A 14,901-nucleotide genomic window follows, 5' to 3' on the forward strand; every position below is an offset into this window, starting at 1 on the left:
GTGACCTGCCCCCTGCTGGTCCCTCATTCATAATGAGAGTCTGCAGGTTGGATTAGGGTATTCGGCTTTGTCATCTGGCGCAAGCGCGCCGGGCGCGGAGCCCTCAAATTGCTCAAGCGTCCGGCGCGCTTGCTGCGGGGTCTGGTTGGCCAGGGACGAATGCGGGCGGTCCGTATTGTAGTCGTAGCGCCAGAGGGCCAGCTTCCGACGTGCGTCGTCCAGGCTGTCGAAGATCTCTTCGTTCAACAGCTCGTCCCGCAGGCTGCCGTTGAAGCTTTCGATGAACGCGTTTTGCTGCGGTTTTCCGGGGTCGATGTAGTGCCACTGCACTTTCTTCTCGTCGGCCCATTTCAGGATGGCCCGACTGGTGAACTCGGTCCCGTTGTCGCTGACAATACAGCCGGGCTTGCCGTAGACCCGGATGAGGGCGCTGAGTTCCCGGGCAACCCTTGCCCCGGACAGGCTGGTATCGGCAACCAGGCACAGGCATTCCCGGGTGCAGTCATCGATCACCGCCAGGATCCGGAACTTGCGCCCGGCACCAAAGCTGTCAGAGACGAAGTCCAATGACCAGCGCGCGTTGGCGCACGGGGCCGACGGCATCGGTGTTCTGGTGCCACGAGCTCGCTTCCGGCCGCGCCGTCGTTTTACGGACAGCCCTTCCTCGCGGTAGATGCGATACAGCTTCTTGTGGTTCATGATCATGCCCTTGCGTTCCAGCAGGACGCCGATCCGGCGATACCCGAACCGACGCCGCTTGCCCGCGATCTCCTGCATCTCCTTGCGGATATCGGCACTGTCCGGCGGGCGTTCACGCCGGACTGTCTTGGGATCGACACCAACCAGCCGACACGCCCGGCGCTGCGAGATGTCATGATCTCGCATCACCCGGAGCGCCGCGTCTCGCCGCTTGGTCAATGTCGTCAGCTCTTTCCCAGCAGGTCTTTCAACACGACGTTGTCCAGCATGGTGTCCGCCAGCAGGCGCTTCAGCTTGGCATTCTCGTCCTCAAGGGCCTTCAGCCTCGCAGCCTCGGACACCTCCATGCCGCCATACTTGGCCTTCAGTTTGTAGAATGTCGCCGTGCTCAAGCCGTGCCGGCGACACACCTCCGCAGTCGGCATTCCGGCTTCCTGTTCCTTGATCATCCCGATTATCTGCGCCTCGGTGAAACGGCTCTTTCGCATGTGTCTGCTCCTTCAGAGTTGGCGCAGACTCTACATCAAGGTGAGGGATTTCGCGGGGGGCAGGTCACCCGGAACGGTTTTTTAGGATGTCCCTCTCCTCCTTGAGAATACGGTTCTCCCGTCGAAGCCGTTCATTCTCCCGGGCAAGGTCGAGGTCTTTGTCTGACACAACCTCGGTATCACGATGCGCCGTCACCCACTTGTTCAGTGTTGAAAGGCCAACACCCAAATCCGATGCCACCTGCTTGCGTGTCAGACCGCTGGTTAGCGCGATCCGCACAGCGTCAGCCCGGAATTCATCCGTCCGTCTCAATCCCATAGTTCGTCTCCTTTGTTGCAATAAATGCTATCAAAGGAGCGGCATCAAACCGCGACACGTCCAGTCGAGAATGCGATCAGACCGATTCCTCTCACGAGGAAAAATGCACTCTTCGCAGGCAATGACGACGGCGCGGTCACTTGGGCCCGCATGGCATCGCTGGTCGGAACCTGCAAACTGAACGGCATCAACCCGCAGGCCTATCTCGAACACGTCCTGGAAAAGATACTGAATGGACATATGCAGGAAGATATCCAAGACCTCCTGCCATGGAACTTCAAACCAGACGAGGCGCGGCACGCATGAGCAAGATCAAGGACGTCGAGCGCAGCATCGAGGTGATCGCGGGACAGGTCGCGGCGCAGCAGATGCTCATGGAAACCATCATCGTCGAAGCAATGCGCATGAACGCTATCGGTGAAGCACAAATCATGGCGCTCCTGACCCAAGGCATGGACGTATTCGAGCGCAACGAAAACATGACAAAGCACGAAACTTTCGGCGCAATCGGTACCCTCACAAGCGTCTTGGACACGATCAAACGCGCGAAAGACGCAAAGCTGATAGACTGACCTCTGACGACCGTCCAAACGCAGTCAAGCCGTCAAACGATGGGTGATCAGCCTACGCTTACGGTTGTCCGGCAGGAGGAGGCCGGCCACGGCCGGCAGGAGACACGGACGGCCATGGTCGTATCTGCCAAAGGGGCTGGCGGAACATCATGAATTCCCTGGGCTCAAGGGGTTCGGACGGATCGAAGCGAGCCGTGAGACCGATGGCAGAACCACCTCCGAGACGCGCTTCTTCGCCCTGTCCTGGCTGCCAACGCCGGAGGTCCTCATGGCCACGGTCCGCGCTCACTGGGCCATCGAGAACGCGCTGCACTGGCAGCTCGACGTCTCGTTTCGCGAAGACGCGGCGCGCAACCGAAAGGATAACGGCCCGGCGAACATCGCCGTCCTGCGCCGTCGGGCGCTGGACGTCGCCCGCAGGGACACGTCGAAAGGCTCGCTCTCAATGAAACTCCAGCGCGCAGGCTGGGACGACGCCTTCCTACGCAGCATTCTCAATGGACTGGCAGCCGCCTGAGCCAAACGCGATTGCCCTGCCCGCCAGCCGGGTGCAACCCTCGAACGGAGAATGCCGCGGGAGAGGCCGCTAACCCAGTCTGTTCAGAAACCGATCATGGGGTCTAGGGACAGTTGTGCTGTTACGAACGATCAGGTTGGGTGTATACACCGAAGCAACGGCCCTTTTTTTTCCTTTATCTTGTATGCGTTGTATAAGTAGCGAAGCTGCGGCTATCCCTGCCTCATGTACAGGAATTGAAATGGTCGTTATCCCTGGCCCCCAACCACGCAGCCAAAGCGGATCCGTATAGCCGATTATAGAAATATCGTCAGGCACTTTCAGACCGAATTTGTTAACTGTCTCCAAAACCCCGATCGTGAGCCGAACAGCGGCCGCAACAATGGCCGTCGGTGGATTTTCCGAATTCAGGAGCTGCTCTGTTGCTTTGCGGGCAAAGGATGCACGTACTGGACCGGTAATGACGAGTGCATCATCGCGAACCAATCCCTCGCCGACCAAACCGGCGTCGAAGCCGACGATACGATTGACACCGGTACTCAGTTTATCACTCCCCCCCACAAAGCCAATACGCTTGTGCCCCAGTTCAGCCAGATGGCGAACCGCTTGTGCAATCCCGTTGCGGTCGTCCATGGTGATAGAGTCCGAGATAAGTTTGGATGTATGGCGCATGATCTGAACCACCGGCATGCTTGACAGCAGCCTAATGGTCTCGCGATGAGGTGAAGGTCCCAGAGTGACAATGGCACCGGCACAACGCATTTCAGCAAGAGCGCGGATATTGGCCAATTCACGATCTCGGTCGTCGCTGGAGATGAACAATACCATCTGATAACCTCTCGCCGCGCAACTTTCCGCAACACAGCGCGCAATGGCAGCATTGGCGTCATTCTCAATTTCCGGGATGACGAGCCCAATCAGGTTGCTATGGCCCGCCCGCATAACGCGAGCTGCGGAGTTGGCTACGTAGCCAAGACGATCAGCCTCATCAAGGATCTGTCGGCGTGTGCGCGCACTGATACGGTCCTGGCCGGATAATGCGCGACCAACCGTGGAAACAGACACTCCCAGTGAGCTAGCAATATCCTTAATGGTGACACGGCCTGACATAAACTAACGCCTCTCAATTAAAGAAGACAGGGCAGCCACGAAGCGGTCCCACCGTTCTCTGGACGACCGAGCGGTTTTTCCAAGATGCGTCCTAGTTGATTTTCATGCCGGCAAGGTCTGAACCCGACCGTGCCAGTATGCCTCCCTTCACGTTCTTTTCTCAAGGGAAGAATGCCGCCTGACGGTATTGTAGAACTCGAAACTAGAGCACCGGACCTTCTAAAATGACAAACTTCAAACGTCTACGAGAGCGATTCTGGACCGCCCGCCGCAAAAGAAGCGCCACCTTGGCGATGTCTTATTGTCCGCGCGCTATTTTGATGTTGGACGCGGCTGCACCAGCAAGAAGCCCAGTTTCTGTTCCTGGAGAAACAAAGTTGAAGCCGCGCTCAACGCATTTTCTTGCCGCCTCGCCGTTGGAAGATACAGTGCCAACGTTAATATTGTGCCGTTTGGCCGCAGCAATGATGGTGTCGATAGCTTCATCTAAAACAGGATCGACCAATTCAAGTTGAGGCTTGAGCCCCAGACTGAAAGCCAAATCCGCCGGCCCGACGAACAACCCTGACAGACCATCGACGGACGCGATTTCGTCGACGTTCTTCAGTCCTTCAACCGTCTCGATCATAGCGAGCGTGACAATGGTATCGTCAGCATGTTGCATGTAATCGGCGCCGGCATAATTCATAGCCCTGTGAGCGCCATTGCTGCGCACGCCGACTGGAGGATATTTGCAAGCACCCACAAATTTCTCGCATTCTTCCCGGTTGTTGATGAACGGGCAAATCAGACCATAGGCACCGGCATCCAGCATTTTCATCATCATGGCTTGGTCGTGGGATGGTACGCGAACAATCGGCGAAACCGGTTTGCTTGAGATGGCCTGAAGCATACCAAATGCTGCCTGAAAGTCGATCATACCATGCTGAAGGTCTATGGTCAGACAGTCATAGTCCTGGTTCGCCAGGACTTCGGCGCTATACGAGCTTGGATTGTGCAGCCATCCGTTAATGACCACACCGTTTTCAGACCATACTTTCAGAATTCTGTTTTCACGCATTTTCTCTCTCGTTCCATTCGGGTTTGTCAAGTGTAACCAGAGAAGAAATCTCCAGTTCATTCACCAAATCACCGGGGCCGCGCGTGTTATCTTGATCCGGGAAGATACAAGGTCTTTCACGCGACTCTCGTTATTTTTGGCCTCCTACGAAACCGAAATTCTGCCCTTTCGGTGCCGGCTGATCATTGCGCCCATTCCTATCGTTTCAGACATTCAAAACACGTGAGGAAGGCTTCAAGCAGCAAGACAGTAATGCCATTCTGCCCTGATTTGAAATCATCCTAGGAAGGCGGATCTACCGCGCTGATGCGTTTCGGCCCGAAGCTTCCTTTCCCGCGATAGATAAGGAGGCCGCAAAGTGCCACGAATATCACAACAGCAGCCAGCCACATGATCGACATTGTCGGTTCATAGATGATCACGATGCAGAGTACGATAAACATGGCACGTTGCAGAAGCTTCAGGCGCACACCAAGCCAACCTTGCAGGGCGATAGCCCAAGATGTAGTGGCGCACAGGATACCAAAGCAGGCCGCAAGAATAGTGCCCTTAGAGCCTTGACCCAGAAGAGCCATGTCCCTGACAAAGCCAAACGGCAGCACGAAGATCACCATGGCCAAGGACAGTGCCAACAAGCCTGTTTTATTGGCATCGGCCTTTGCAATGCCTGCACCGGCAAAGGCAGCAAGGCAAACGGGCGGCGTGATCATGGACAGTACGCTGTAATAGAGCACGAAGAAATGTGCCGCCAGCGGATCGACGCCCAGTCGACCGAGTGCTGGCACGAAGATGACAGCGCTGATGATATAAGCTGCGACCGTTGGCAGTCCCATGCCAAGAGTAAGACATCCCAAGATCACTAGGAACAGTGAGAGCAGCAGGTTGCCCGAGCCAACATCGGCGAGAAGCGTAACAAACTTGATTGCGACACCGGATTGGATCGAAACCGCAATGATGACACCAACCGCGGACACGGCAACCGAGATAACTGCCATCTGTTTCGCGCAGTCTACGACCATGGTGATAATGTCCTTGACATGATACCGGGTAGACTTGCGCAGGAAGGGCAAGAGAACGGCCGCTGCGGTGCCTGACAAGGCCGATAGGGAGACCGAATATCCGCTGAACAGCCCGAGAACGATAACAAGCGGTGCGATTAGTAAGTGGGCTCTCGGTCTCAGTGGGTGCATATTCTCCTTGAGATCCACGTAGCTGATAGAGCCGATATTCGCCTTGCGGGCGAGCAAGTCGACACTGACAAAAAGCGCTACATAATATCCAAGAGCAGGAATGATGCCTGCCAAGGCGATTGTGACGTAGGGCACTCCAAGCAGGTCAGCCATCACAAATGCGGCAACACCCATGATGGGTGGCATCAATTGACCACCGGTCGATGCAACGGCTTCTGTGGCCGCTGCTTGCTCTGGGGTGTAGCCGGTGCGCTTCATTAGAGGGATCGTCAATACACCGGTGGAAGTTACGTTCGCGACTGCAGCCCCACTGACGGTCCCAAACAAGGAACTCGCGACAATGGCGGATTTCGCAGCACCGCCGACAAAGCGTCCGGAGGCGAGAAGGGCGAGATCAATAAAGACATTGCCGCCACCGGTCGCCGAAAAGATTGCACCGAAAAGAACAAAGTAGAAGACCATGGAAACCATGGCGTTGGCGGCTACACCGAAAACACCTTCGGTGCCCAACATTGTAATTTCGACATAATCACTGTGCGAGAAGCCGGGGAAATTTAACCAGCCAGGCATGTCCATAAAGCCGGTTCCATAGGCGAGAAAAGCGCCCAAAACACAGACAAGGCCCCAACCAGTTGTTCTGCGGACACCCTCCAACAAGAGGGGTAGACCAACCCAGAACGCGAGAACCTCACCAATGTAGACCGGATCGATGCTCTCAAAGCGAAGCTGATTTCGCTCTACATTCTGCCAGTAGTAGTAAGCAAGAAACAGGCAGAAGGCATACGCGGCCAAGTCAAAGATATGAGAAAGGAGGGGGGTCTTGCCCTTATACTTGAAGGGTATAAAAAGATAGACAAGTCCAAGTGTTACAAAAACGTGAAACGGTATGATCAACATGGGCGCATCAGGCACAAAGAACTGCTTGATCATCAGCAGCACGTAAAAGATACCTGTAACGCTCGCCAAAATACTACGTATTCCGCTTAGACGCAAACTCATCGCATTTTTCCTCGAGCGCTTGGTCAATAAACCATTTCTTCGGTTTAGATCTGAGCGATATTTTCATTCTGTTGTTGAAGTCTTGTGAATTGGTATTCCCAAGACATGCCCTGTTGCGCATCCTAAAAGGTGTATTCGGTTCCGGAACCTTATTGCGCGTGAAGACAGAGACATGGGCATTTTCAAGAAGGCCGGATGTCAATGGGAGTGGCGGAGATCGCCATTCCCTGTTTCTATCTGGAGATTACTTCCAACCAGCTTCCTTATAGTATTTTTCTGCACCCGGATGCAGAGGAAGAGCTGTGAATTCAATGCCAATGGTTGCCTTCGGATCCCAATGGGACAAGGCGGCATTTTCGGAAACCAGTTGATTGTAACCTTCGGCGATGGCCTTGGTAAACTCGTAGATCGCATCTTCCGAACTATTCTTGTTGGCCATGATAACCATTCCGGTTGCAGTGGTTTCATAATCTTCCTCCATGCCGCGATAGGTTCCCGCAGGGACGGTTTGGGCCGTCATGCCGTTTTCAACGAGTAGGTCCGATGCCTCCTTTGAGATCGGAAGAAACATCATGTCGTTGGTCAGCGTGACTTCCGTTACACCGGCATGGTTGGTTGGCGCGTTTTCGAAATATACATCGACGCGGTTATCACGAAGCATTTCGCTGATCTGGGACGGCTGGCCCTGAGTCAGTTTCTTGGCGTCACGGAGTTTTTCAAGGCTCCAGCCGTAGGTGCTGAGGATGTTTTCCGCGATCGGCAGAACGATGGAACCCTGCGGTTTCATAGCAATTCGAGGAAGGTCATCACTGGCCAGCATCTCTTCTAGAGAGGACAGGCCGGTTTTCTCAATGTAGTCGCGACGAGCCAGAACGTAGGTGTAGGACATGTGCATACCGCCAGTCACGCCCATGATGTTTTTGTGAGCGCCACGACCGGCATAGACCTCTTCGTCACCTAGATACGCAAGTTTTGCGGTGTAAGAGAGGCCGAATGCGAGATCGCCGTTGCCAGCATTCAAAGCAGTTGGGTTGGCAACGGAACCGCCACGAGGAACGATATTGACGCTGGAGCCCTCTGGAAGCGATTCATTGAGGAGTTGCGAGATCGTTGTAGCATAGGCATAGAAGCTGGAGCCTGGTTGCTGAGCAATGATGGTCAAGTTGACCGGATCCGCCGCAATCGCGCTCGAGAGCGAAAGAGGCAAAGACAAAACTGCTCCGATCAGAGTGGAAAACACACGTGATTTTTTCATTGGCTAACTCCCTTTTTAAGCCAGTTTCGCCACCATAGCCTTCTGCAAGAAGTGGCTGTTTGTTGAGGGCAGAGATGCCCACTTCGTTGAGAACGCCCTTGCCAACAAGAGGCCAATCATGAGAGCCGACCATCAGTTCTTGGGCGTGTCTGACGTTGTGTTTCATTGAAGAGGAATCTCTCAAGGTCAACTGCGCTCATCGTGCGAGAACGTTCTCACAAAAATGCCCGCATGTCACGCATGAATGTTCGCCGCCAGGCTGTTTTTTGTGCAGTTCACAGATCTAGGTATACGCATGAATTGAAAAAAGTTCGAAAATTGAATGTACTATGATGCGTCATTAACGATGCGGGATGAACTGTTATCTGCGGTGCAGAAGTCGAGTAGTGTCGGCGTGGCTGCCGTTCTCAGAAAGGCGCTTCCCATTTCGCTGGCGTTTGCCGAATCACCTTGGTTCCGGGCTTCTGCAATGTATTGCATTGAGCGATTCAAAGGTCGCCACCATACATCACCGTAGCGCTGTCCTGGCCTGCCTCCTGGACGAGTGAACTCTTTTAGGTAATTGTTATAAAATACTTTTCAGTCAAAACTAGCAAGCTTAGGGTTTTTACAACGACGTCGCGCTCGTTTCGCAGGGAGGCTAGGGCCTTGCAAAGTGGCCCGAACTCGACCTTGTTGATAATAATTAGTTCGCGTGTCACCAGTTGCTCTTGCAGGGGCTGACACTCGTCTCGCGTTTCCAGTAGTTCGTGAACGTTGGCAGCGGCAAACGAAGCGCTATCCCTTTCTGACAGTCAGCAAGGCAGAGTCCAAGGGCCTCGTAGTTCCAGTCGGTGCAGCCGACCCAAGAAAGGAACGTTACCGCAAATTTGTTATCTGTCCACCGCGAGCCGACTCATTGCCTACATCGCGATGTGGGTTGATGAAACGTGGGCGGCAGGTTGGTAATCCTCCCGGATCTTAGGTCATGTTGACAAGAGATAAGGCTGAAAGTTGGTGATGCCCTGAGGGGCGGCATATCATGGCGGTGTCGAAGCGCCGTCAATTCTCAACTGAGAAAGGGATATGATGGTGTGGATGCCGCCATCTGCAGGCATCGCAATATGCCGTCACCTTGACGGCACCCCGAGCCGCCGGGCGGCCGCTTGTGTGTCGCCGTCAGTACTCTCGATGATATGATCAACCAATGCGATCAAGTCATTCCCGACGAGCGGGTGCTTCACCTGACGGGTCATTTGGGCGGGTCTGTGTCTGGCCGTCCTTTGGCGGCGATCCTGGCAAGGTGCTTTCGAGCGTCCGCCGTGAACTCATCGAGCGCCCCTACCGGCTCCCATCTGTCCGACGGCAAGGTCAGCCGGCGTTGAACCTCCGCTTCAAACAGGGCGCGCGCCTTGTCGCGGCTTGCCTTGGCGCGGGCCATCTCACCTGATACGGCGGCACTGACGTTTGGATACTCACCGCTTTCAACCAGCTCACGGGCGAAGGCGAAGGCCGCGTCCGTGAAACTGACGCTTTGCTTGTGGACGCCCATTGGTTCACCCCTTGGTGCTCTATTGGACTACCATAGCCTTTGCGATGAGATCATTCAACCAATGCTCAGCGATTTTAGCGCTCCTGGAGTATCGGTCAGGATGGGGTCGACTCCGGCTCAGCGCAGAATAGGGCGTTAACAGGTCGCTGAAATAGTCCCTGATCCGGAACGCTGTCCCGTCATCAGGGCCGGGTCGCGTAATCTCAGTTCTGTCGGCGCGTTTGACGTTTGCGCCGGGTGCCTTTGTCCCTCGTCATGCAGTCAGCAACCGGGGCAGCCTTGCGAGGTTGTTGGCGGCCATCGTCAGGATGAACCGAGAACGAACCCGCTCGACGCCGCGATACATGGTCTGGGCCATGCCACCGACTGTCTTAGCCCAGCCAAACGGTTCTTCGATCCTCTTTCGGTGCTTCTGGGACAGGGCATAGCCCTCATGCCGGGTGGTTCTGCCATCTATCGCTGAGTATCGTGATTTCTGGGCGACATGGGGCGTGACGCAGGCTTGGCGCAGATCGGACACGAAGCCCGATGCGTCATACCCCTTGTCCGCCCCCAGCGTCAGCTGTCGGGTCGATCCCGGGGCATGGCGGTGAACCATGTCCAATGCTGCCTTGCGTTCAGCATGGCCGTCGGCCTGGGTCAAGTCGCCTTGAACGATCAGGCCCGAGCGGTTCTCCATCAAGGCATGCCCGATGAAGCACAGCATGGCCCCGGTGCCAGGGGATTTCTTGTAGAGCCGTGCGTCCGGGTCTGTGGTCGAGGCATGGGTGGCATTCGAGCGCTTCTCGCCCTTGAAGTCGACTTCGGCGTTGCGGTGGCGGTGGGTGTTGGAGGGCATCGGATCGGTCTCGGCTTGGGTCTCGGAAGGCTTGGTTTTGGGGGCGTTATCCGGGGTGGGCGGATCGTCCGACCCGCCATCGTCAGGGGGTGTGGCCTCTTCCTTCGGCTGAAAGCTCTTCATCGACGCCCAGGCCTTGATGAGCGTGCCATCGACCGAGAAATGCTCGTCCGATAGTCGCGGCGCGACCTCGCGGTGGGCCAGGATCGCCGCCATCACCTTGCGCGACATGTCGGTCGTCAGCAGCCGGTCGCGGTTCTTCGTGAACACGGTCGGCACCCATACCTGATCGTCGATCCCGAGGCCGACAAACCAGCGGAACATCAAGTTGTAATCCATCTGCTCCATGAGCTGCCGCTCGGATCGGATCGAAAACAGGATCTGGAGCAAACCCGCCCGGATAAGCCGTTCCGGCGGGATCGAAGGGCGACCGAAATCGGTGTAAAGCGCCTCAAATTCGCCATCCAGACTGGCGAGCGCGTCATTGACCACTTGTCTGATCTTGCGCAGCGGGTGTCGCGGCGGAATGCGCTCTTCCAGATCGACATAGCTGAATAGCGACCTGCTCGTCTCGTCCGTCCCGCGCATCTTCACCCCCGCCGTTACCGTGCTGAAGATGAACCATGACCTAATAGTATCCTCACTCATCCAAATCGTCAGATCACCGCGCTGCCGCAGGCCTTCGTTGTATTCAGACCAGTTGGTCACCCGATACTTTTGCTTCGGGATCTTGTCACGACGAGCGGCGTTAAATTTGTGCGGCATTTACAGCATCCTGAAAAAAACAGAACGTCTCGATATCGGCCGTCTGGCAGTCCGCGCAACAACGCCTCTTGAAAGAAGGCAAGTAGGTCGCGACGCCGAATACGACGCTTGAGAACGGCGCGCCCTTGTGCGTCGACGCCGTGAACCTGGAAGATCGACTTGGCGAGATCGAGACCGATTGTTGTGACAGACATGGCTGGCTCCTGATTTGATTGCGTCGACCAGCCTACATCGCAACGTTGCCGAAGAGATGGTCCATGCCATCAAATGGCAAACAGCCAGCCGTTACATGATGGTCGAGGCTTTCGCCCAGATTGACAACGAGGAGACAGACCCAATTATCAGCATCAAAGCCGCTTGATCATGAACTCAGGCCACCCGATAAATTACACCACCTTGACGGACGTGACCCATATTGGGCAGGCCTGGAAAAGCAAAAGGCAGCATAAAACCTAAACACGATACACCTTAGCAAAGCTGCAAAACTGTCCGAAAAGGTGGGACCACTTCACCTTGCTCCGAGACTCCACCACGTCGATCACCAAGTTTTTTCCACTCGCGAGCATTTGCAATCCGCTACGGGACAATGATGGCCGAATTCGTGCCTTGCGAGAATTATCTTGACCATGACATACGAACATCACTATATGTGACATACGTAGATCAACTATCTTGGGGAGGAAGAGATGTTACTGAACAGCTTCGGCAGGGCGTTCGCATTGGCAGCCAGCGTTGCTTTTGGTGGCAGTGTTGCGCAGTCAGCCGAGACATTCATCGTCGCGACGGGTTCCACCGGCGGCACGTCATACTTCGTGGGCAGCGCAATCGCGCAGGTTGTCAACAAACACTCCGACACGGTTCGGATCGAAGTTCTGCCAACGGGCGGTACAACCGAAACCTCTGGCTTTATTCTGCGCGGCAAGGCACATTTTGGTCTGCTCACACCGTCCGCCGCGATCGAGGCCTACAAGGGGCAGGGACCCTTTGAGGGCAATGCAGTTGAAAACCTCAGGGCGATCTGGGGTGGGTACTACAACTACCACAGCTTCATCGCCCCGAGCGCGAAGGGTTACACTTCCATCGCTGATCTGAAAGGCAAGCGGGTTGGCCTGTGCCCTACCGGCACGACCTGTTCCAAGATTGCCATCGCGACGTTGGAAGCGGCCGGCCTTTCGGTCGATGATGTCGACGGGCAATTCCTTTCATTCAACGAACAGGTTGCTTCGCTCTCTGATGGAAAGCTCGATGCAGCCGTGATGTTCACCGGCGTTCCCGGTGCCGCACTTCTCAACATTACAAGCCAGATGGATATCGACTTCATCGGACTTGACGATGAAATTCGGTCAAAGGTGAACGGCCAGAACGAATTCTTCCTCAAGGTCGATCTGCCTGCGGGTGTCTATCGCGGTCAGGATGAAGCGGTGGCTTCGCTCGGGACTGAAGTGATCTTTGCGGGCGCTGCCGAAGTCGGCGCTGATGTCATCAAGGAAATCAGTGATGTTCTATATGCGCATCCCGATGAGCTGAAATCGATCATGCCGCTCATGGGGTTCTTCACGCCTGACAATCCGTTGTCGGCGCAGGCTCCGGCCATTCCCCGCCATGACGGGTTTGAAGCCTATCTCAAGAAAGCCGGCAAGATCTGATCGATCCTGCGCGATCGGCGCCCCGACCCTTTTCAAACTGCAAGGATGTGCAGCGTGTTCGATACAGACTACTGGAAACATGTCAGGAATGTCCTTTTGTTCTTGATGACATGCGGTGTCCTTTATCTGGTTCGCTATGAGACCTGGCCGGGCCAGCTGAGCACAAAGATCTTCTGGGGCGGAGTGCTGATCGCCGCCCTGATGACCCCGGGGCAGAACCGGCCCCTGGCGTGGCTGTCACTACTCTTGATGGCGGTGGTTGGATGGTGCACTGTCGTGACCTTCGGGGCGTATTTCCGGCAAAGCCAGATCATGGTCCTCGGCCCGTCCGACTGGGACGTCGCCGCAGGCTGTTTGGCGATCATTCTGACGATCTACTGCACTTGGCAGTGGGGAGCGCGTCCGCTTGCCGTTCTGGCCGGTCTGTTCATCGTCTTTGCCCTTGTGGGTTCGGCCCTGCCGCCTGGCATCGGGCATAGCTCGATTGATTTGGCAACATTGTCGAACCATCTGTTCATCGGCACAGAGGGCATCTATGGGATTGCGCTCAACACCATTTTGCACATTGTTTTTGTGTTCATCATCCTGACGGCGCTGTTGGAAGTGTCGGGCGGATCGGGTGCGGTTGTCGCCCTGTCGATGCGCCTTTTCGGCAAGAGCACTGGTGCGCCCGGCAAGGTGTCCATCGCTGCAAGCGCTCTTTTCGGAACGATGACGGGGGCTGCGGTCGCTAATGTGATCGCATCGGGCAGCATTACCATTCCGATGATGAAGCAATCCGGCTACAAATCGTCGGAAGCGGCTGCGATTGAATCCGTTGCCTCCACGGGTTCGCAAATCATGCCTCCAGTGTTGGGCTCAGCAGGGTTCATTATGGCCGAAATCCTGCAAATTCCGTTCTCTCAAATCCTGCTTGCAGCGGCCTTGCCCGCCTTTTTCTACTACGTGACCCTGTTTGCGTCAGTGCACGCAAGCCGACGCAACGAAGGCCCCGAGACCGTCAACATTCCGCTGGAGGAAGACCAGAAAAGCGCGCGCGGTATGTTCCTACTTGCACCCATCGCCGTGCTGCTGATCGGGTTGCTGGGTCTGGGCTATACCGCCTCGACCGCCGCCCTCTTTGCGATCATATCCGTGCCCTTTGCCACCGTGCTTGCAACCGGCAAATGGCTGTCGTTCCAGTCCATGGCGCAAGCGGCGATGCGGGCCGCGAACATGATGATCTCTATCGGCCTTCTGGGGGCCAGCGCGGGTATCATCATCGGGGTCTTCTCGCTGACCGGTCTTGGCACCAAGCTGGTGAACGCGGTTCTTTTCGTCTCGGACGGGAACATCATGCTGGTCCTGTTGTTGACCATGATCAGCTCCATCGTACTGGGCATGGGCCTGCCGACGGTTGCGGTCTATATCATCCTCGCCCTGACGGTCGCACCCGCGATGATACAGGCGGAGGTCGCACCGCTCGCCGCGCATTTCTTTGTGTTCTACTATGGCGTGCTTGCGGCAATCACTCCCCCTGTCGCGTTGGCGACGATTGCGGCGGCGTCGGTGGCCAATGCGTCGATCTGGGAAGCCGGATGGCGCGGCATCAAGATGGCCATCGTGCCCTACTCGCTGCCCTTTTTGTTCGTTCTTCAGCCCGGCCTGCTGGGGATCGGCAGCATGCAGGACATCGCCATGGCCTTCGGGGTTGTGAGCGCCTTCTCGATCTTTGCGCTGCTTGTCACCACCGGATACCTCATGGTCGAGGTCGGCAAGGTGTTCCGTTGGATCTTTGCCGCGCTGGCGATCACGGTGCTGGTCCCGTCCTTGCAGATCTGGGCTTGCATGATCGGGGTCGCCCTGTTCGGTGCCCTGTTGCTGCAAACGCTCAGGCTCAGGAAACTTCCGCCAGCCGCCTGAGGCAAAGCCA

The 14,901-nt window shown here is 55.9% G+C and carries 11 protein-coding genes and 3 pseudogenes; 5 read left to right on the plus strand and 9 right to left on the minus strand.

Annotated features, from left to right (window positions below; translation table 11 throughout):
• Nucleotides 1–27: 27 nt before the first annotated feature.
• A protein-coding gene (locus ACP15R_RS24900) for an IS3 family transposase (protein ID WP_424988599.1) occupies nt 28–1,187 on the minus strand; the annotation gives its coding sequence in 2 pieces (ribosomal slippage) (nt 28–938 and nt 938–1,187; 1,161 coding nt in all).
• A 79-nt stretch (nt 1,188–1,266) separates the two neighbouring features.
• Nucleotides 1,267–1,506, minus strand: a pseudogene (locus ACP15R_RS24905) (transposase); the annotation flags it as partial.
• Nucleotides 1,507–1,560: 54 nt separating this feature from the next.
• Between ACP15R_RS24905 and ACP15R_RS24910 the strand changes: the two are divergent.
• The 3 genes and pseudogenes from ACP15R_RS24910 to ACP15R_RS24920 all read left to right on the plus strand — a co-directional run.
• Nucleotides 1,561–1,812 (plus strand): annotated as a pseudogene (locus ACP15R_RS24910) (transposase domain-containing protein); the annotation flags it as partial.
• Nucleotides 1,809–2,078 (plus strand): hypothetical protein, encoded by a 270-nt coding sequence (locus tag ACP15R_RS24915; protein ID WP_424988600.1) that lies wholly within the window; start codon nt 1,809–1,811, stop codon nt 2,076–2,078. The pseudogene ACP15R_RS24910 and the gene ACP15R_RS24915, both read left to right, overlap by 4 nt.
• A 43-nt stretch (nt 2,079–2,121) precedes the next feature.
• Complete coding sequence (locus tag ACP15R_RS24920; RefSeq protein ID WP_424988601.1) at nt 2,122–2,595, plus strand: ISAs1 family transposase; 474 nt, start codon at nt 2,122–2,124, stop codon at nt 2,593–2,595.
• Between the two features lie 69 nt (nt 2,596–2,664).
• On the opposite strand, the gene ACP15R_RS24925 is transcribed toward ACP15R_RS24920, so the two are convergent.
• The 7 genes and pseudogenes from ACP15R_RS24925 to ACP15R_RS24955 all read right to left on the minus strand — a co-directional run.
• On the minus strand, nt 2,665–3,705 hold the full coding sequence (locus ACP15R_RS24925) for a LacI family DNA-binding transcriptional regulator (protein WP_424988602.1): 1,041 nt from the start codon (nt 3,703–3,705) through the stop codon (nt 2,665–2,667).
• A gap of 298 nt (nt 3,706–4,003) precedes the next feature.
• Entirely contained in the window at nt 4,004–4,765 is a 762-nt protein-coding gene (locus ACP15R_RS24930; protein WP_424988603.1) for an HpcH/HpaI aldolase family protein, read from the minus strand.
• Between the two features lie 281 nt (nt 4,766–5,046).
• The gene (locus ACP15R_RS24935; RefSeq protein WP_424988604.1) at nt 5,047–6,954 is read right to left on the minus strand and encodes a TRAP transporter permease; all 1,908 of its coding nucleotides are present in this window, start codon (nt 6,952–6,954) and stop codon (nt 5,047–5,049) included.
• 244 nt (nt 6,955–7,198) lie between these two features.
• Nucleotides 7,199–8,209, minus strand: a complete 1,011-nt coding sequence (locus ACP15R_RS24940) for a TAXI family TRAP transporter solute-binding subunit (RefSeq protein WP_424988605.1) — start codon at nt 8,207–8,209, stop codon at nt 7,199–7,201.
• Between the two features lie 1,231 nt (nt 8,210–9,440).
• A complete protein-coding gene (locus ACP15R_RS24945) occupies nt 9,441–9,740 on the minus strand; it encodes a hypothetical protein (protein WP_424988606.1) in 300 nt (99 codons plus the stop codon).
• A 253-nt stretch (nt 9,741–9,993) separates the two neighbouring features.
• Nucleotides 9,994–11,166, minus strand: a complete 1,173-nt coding sequence (locus ACP15R_RS24950) for an IS5 family transposase (protein WP_424988607.1) — start codon at nt 11,164–11,166, stop codon at nt 9,994–9,996.
• Between the two features lie 248 nt (nt 11,167–11,414).
• Nucleotides 11,415–11,537, minus strand: a pseudogene (locus ACP15R_RS24955) (IS110 family transposase); the annotation flags it as partial.
• Nucleotides 11,538–12,029: 492 nt separating this feature from the next.
• On the opposite strand from ACP15R_RS24955, the gene ACP15R_RS24960 reads away from it, so the two are divergent.
• Together ACP15R_RS24960 and ACP15R_RS24965 are read left to right on the plus strand one after the other, a co-directional pair.
• Nucleotides 12,030–12,989 carry a TAXI family TRAP transporter solute-binding subunit gene (locus tag ACP15R_RS24960; protein WP_424988608.1) on the plus strand — a complete coding sequence of 320 codons (960 nt, stop codon included), beginning with the start codon at nt 12,030–12,032 and terminating at the stop codon, nt 12,987–12,989.
• 54 nt (nt 12,990–13,043) lie between these two features.
• On the plus strand, nt 13,044–14,891 hold the full coding sequence (locus ACP15R_RS24965; RefSeq protein WP_424988609.1) for a TRAP transporter permease: 1,848 nt from the start codon (nt 13,044–13,046) through the stop codon (nt 14,889–14,891).
• Nucleotides 14,892–14,901 lie beyond the last annotated feature (10 nt).

Source organism: Microbulbifer sp. S227A (assembly GCF_049800935.1).

Excerpts from the sequence above, each read along its gene's own strand:
- ACP15R_RS24915 (WP_424988600.1), top strand. The coding sequence starts at position 1,809 with ATGAGCAAGATCAAGGACGTCGAGCGCAGCATCGAGGTGATCGCGGGA.
- ACP15R_RS24925 (WP_424988602.1), bottom strand. The coding sequence starts at position 3,705 with ATGTCAGGCCGTGTCACCATTAAGGATATTGCTAGCTCACTGGGAGTG.
- ACP15R_RS24930 (WP_424988603.1), bottom strand. The coding sequence starts at position 4,765 with ATGCGTGAAAACAGAATTCTGAAAGTATGGTCTGAAAACGGTGTGGTC.
- ACP15R_RS24935 (WP_424988604.1), bottom strand. The coding sequence starts at position 6,954 with ATGAGTTTGCGTCTAAGCGGAATACGTAGTATTTTGGCGAGCGTTACA.
- ACP15R_RS24940 (WP_424988605.1), bottom strand. The coding sequence starts at position 8,209 with ATGAAAAAATCACGTGTGTTTTCCACTCTGATCGGAGCAGTTTTGTCT.
- ACP15R_RS24945 (WP_424988606.1), bottom strand. The coding sequence starts at position 9,740 with ATGGGCGTCCACAAGCAAAGCGTCAGTTTCACGGACGCGGCCTTCGCC.
- ACP15R_RS24950 (WP_424988607.1), bottom strand. The coding sequence starts at position 11,166 with ATGCGCGGGACGGACGAGACGAGCAGGTCGCTATTCAGCTATGTCGAT.
- ACP15R_RS24960 (WP_424988608.1), top strand. The coding sequence starts at position 12,030 with ATGTTACTGAACAGCTTCGGCAGGGCGTTCGCATTGGCAGCCAGCGTT.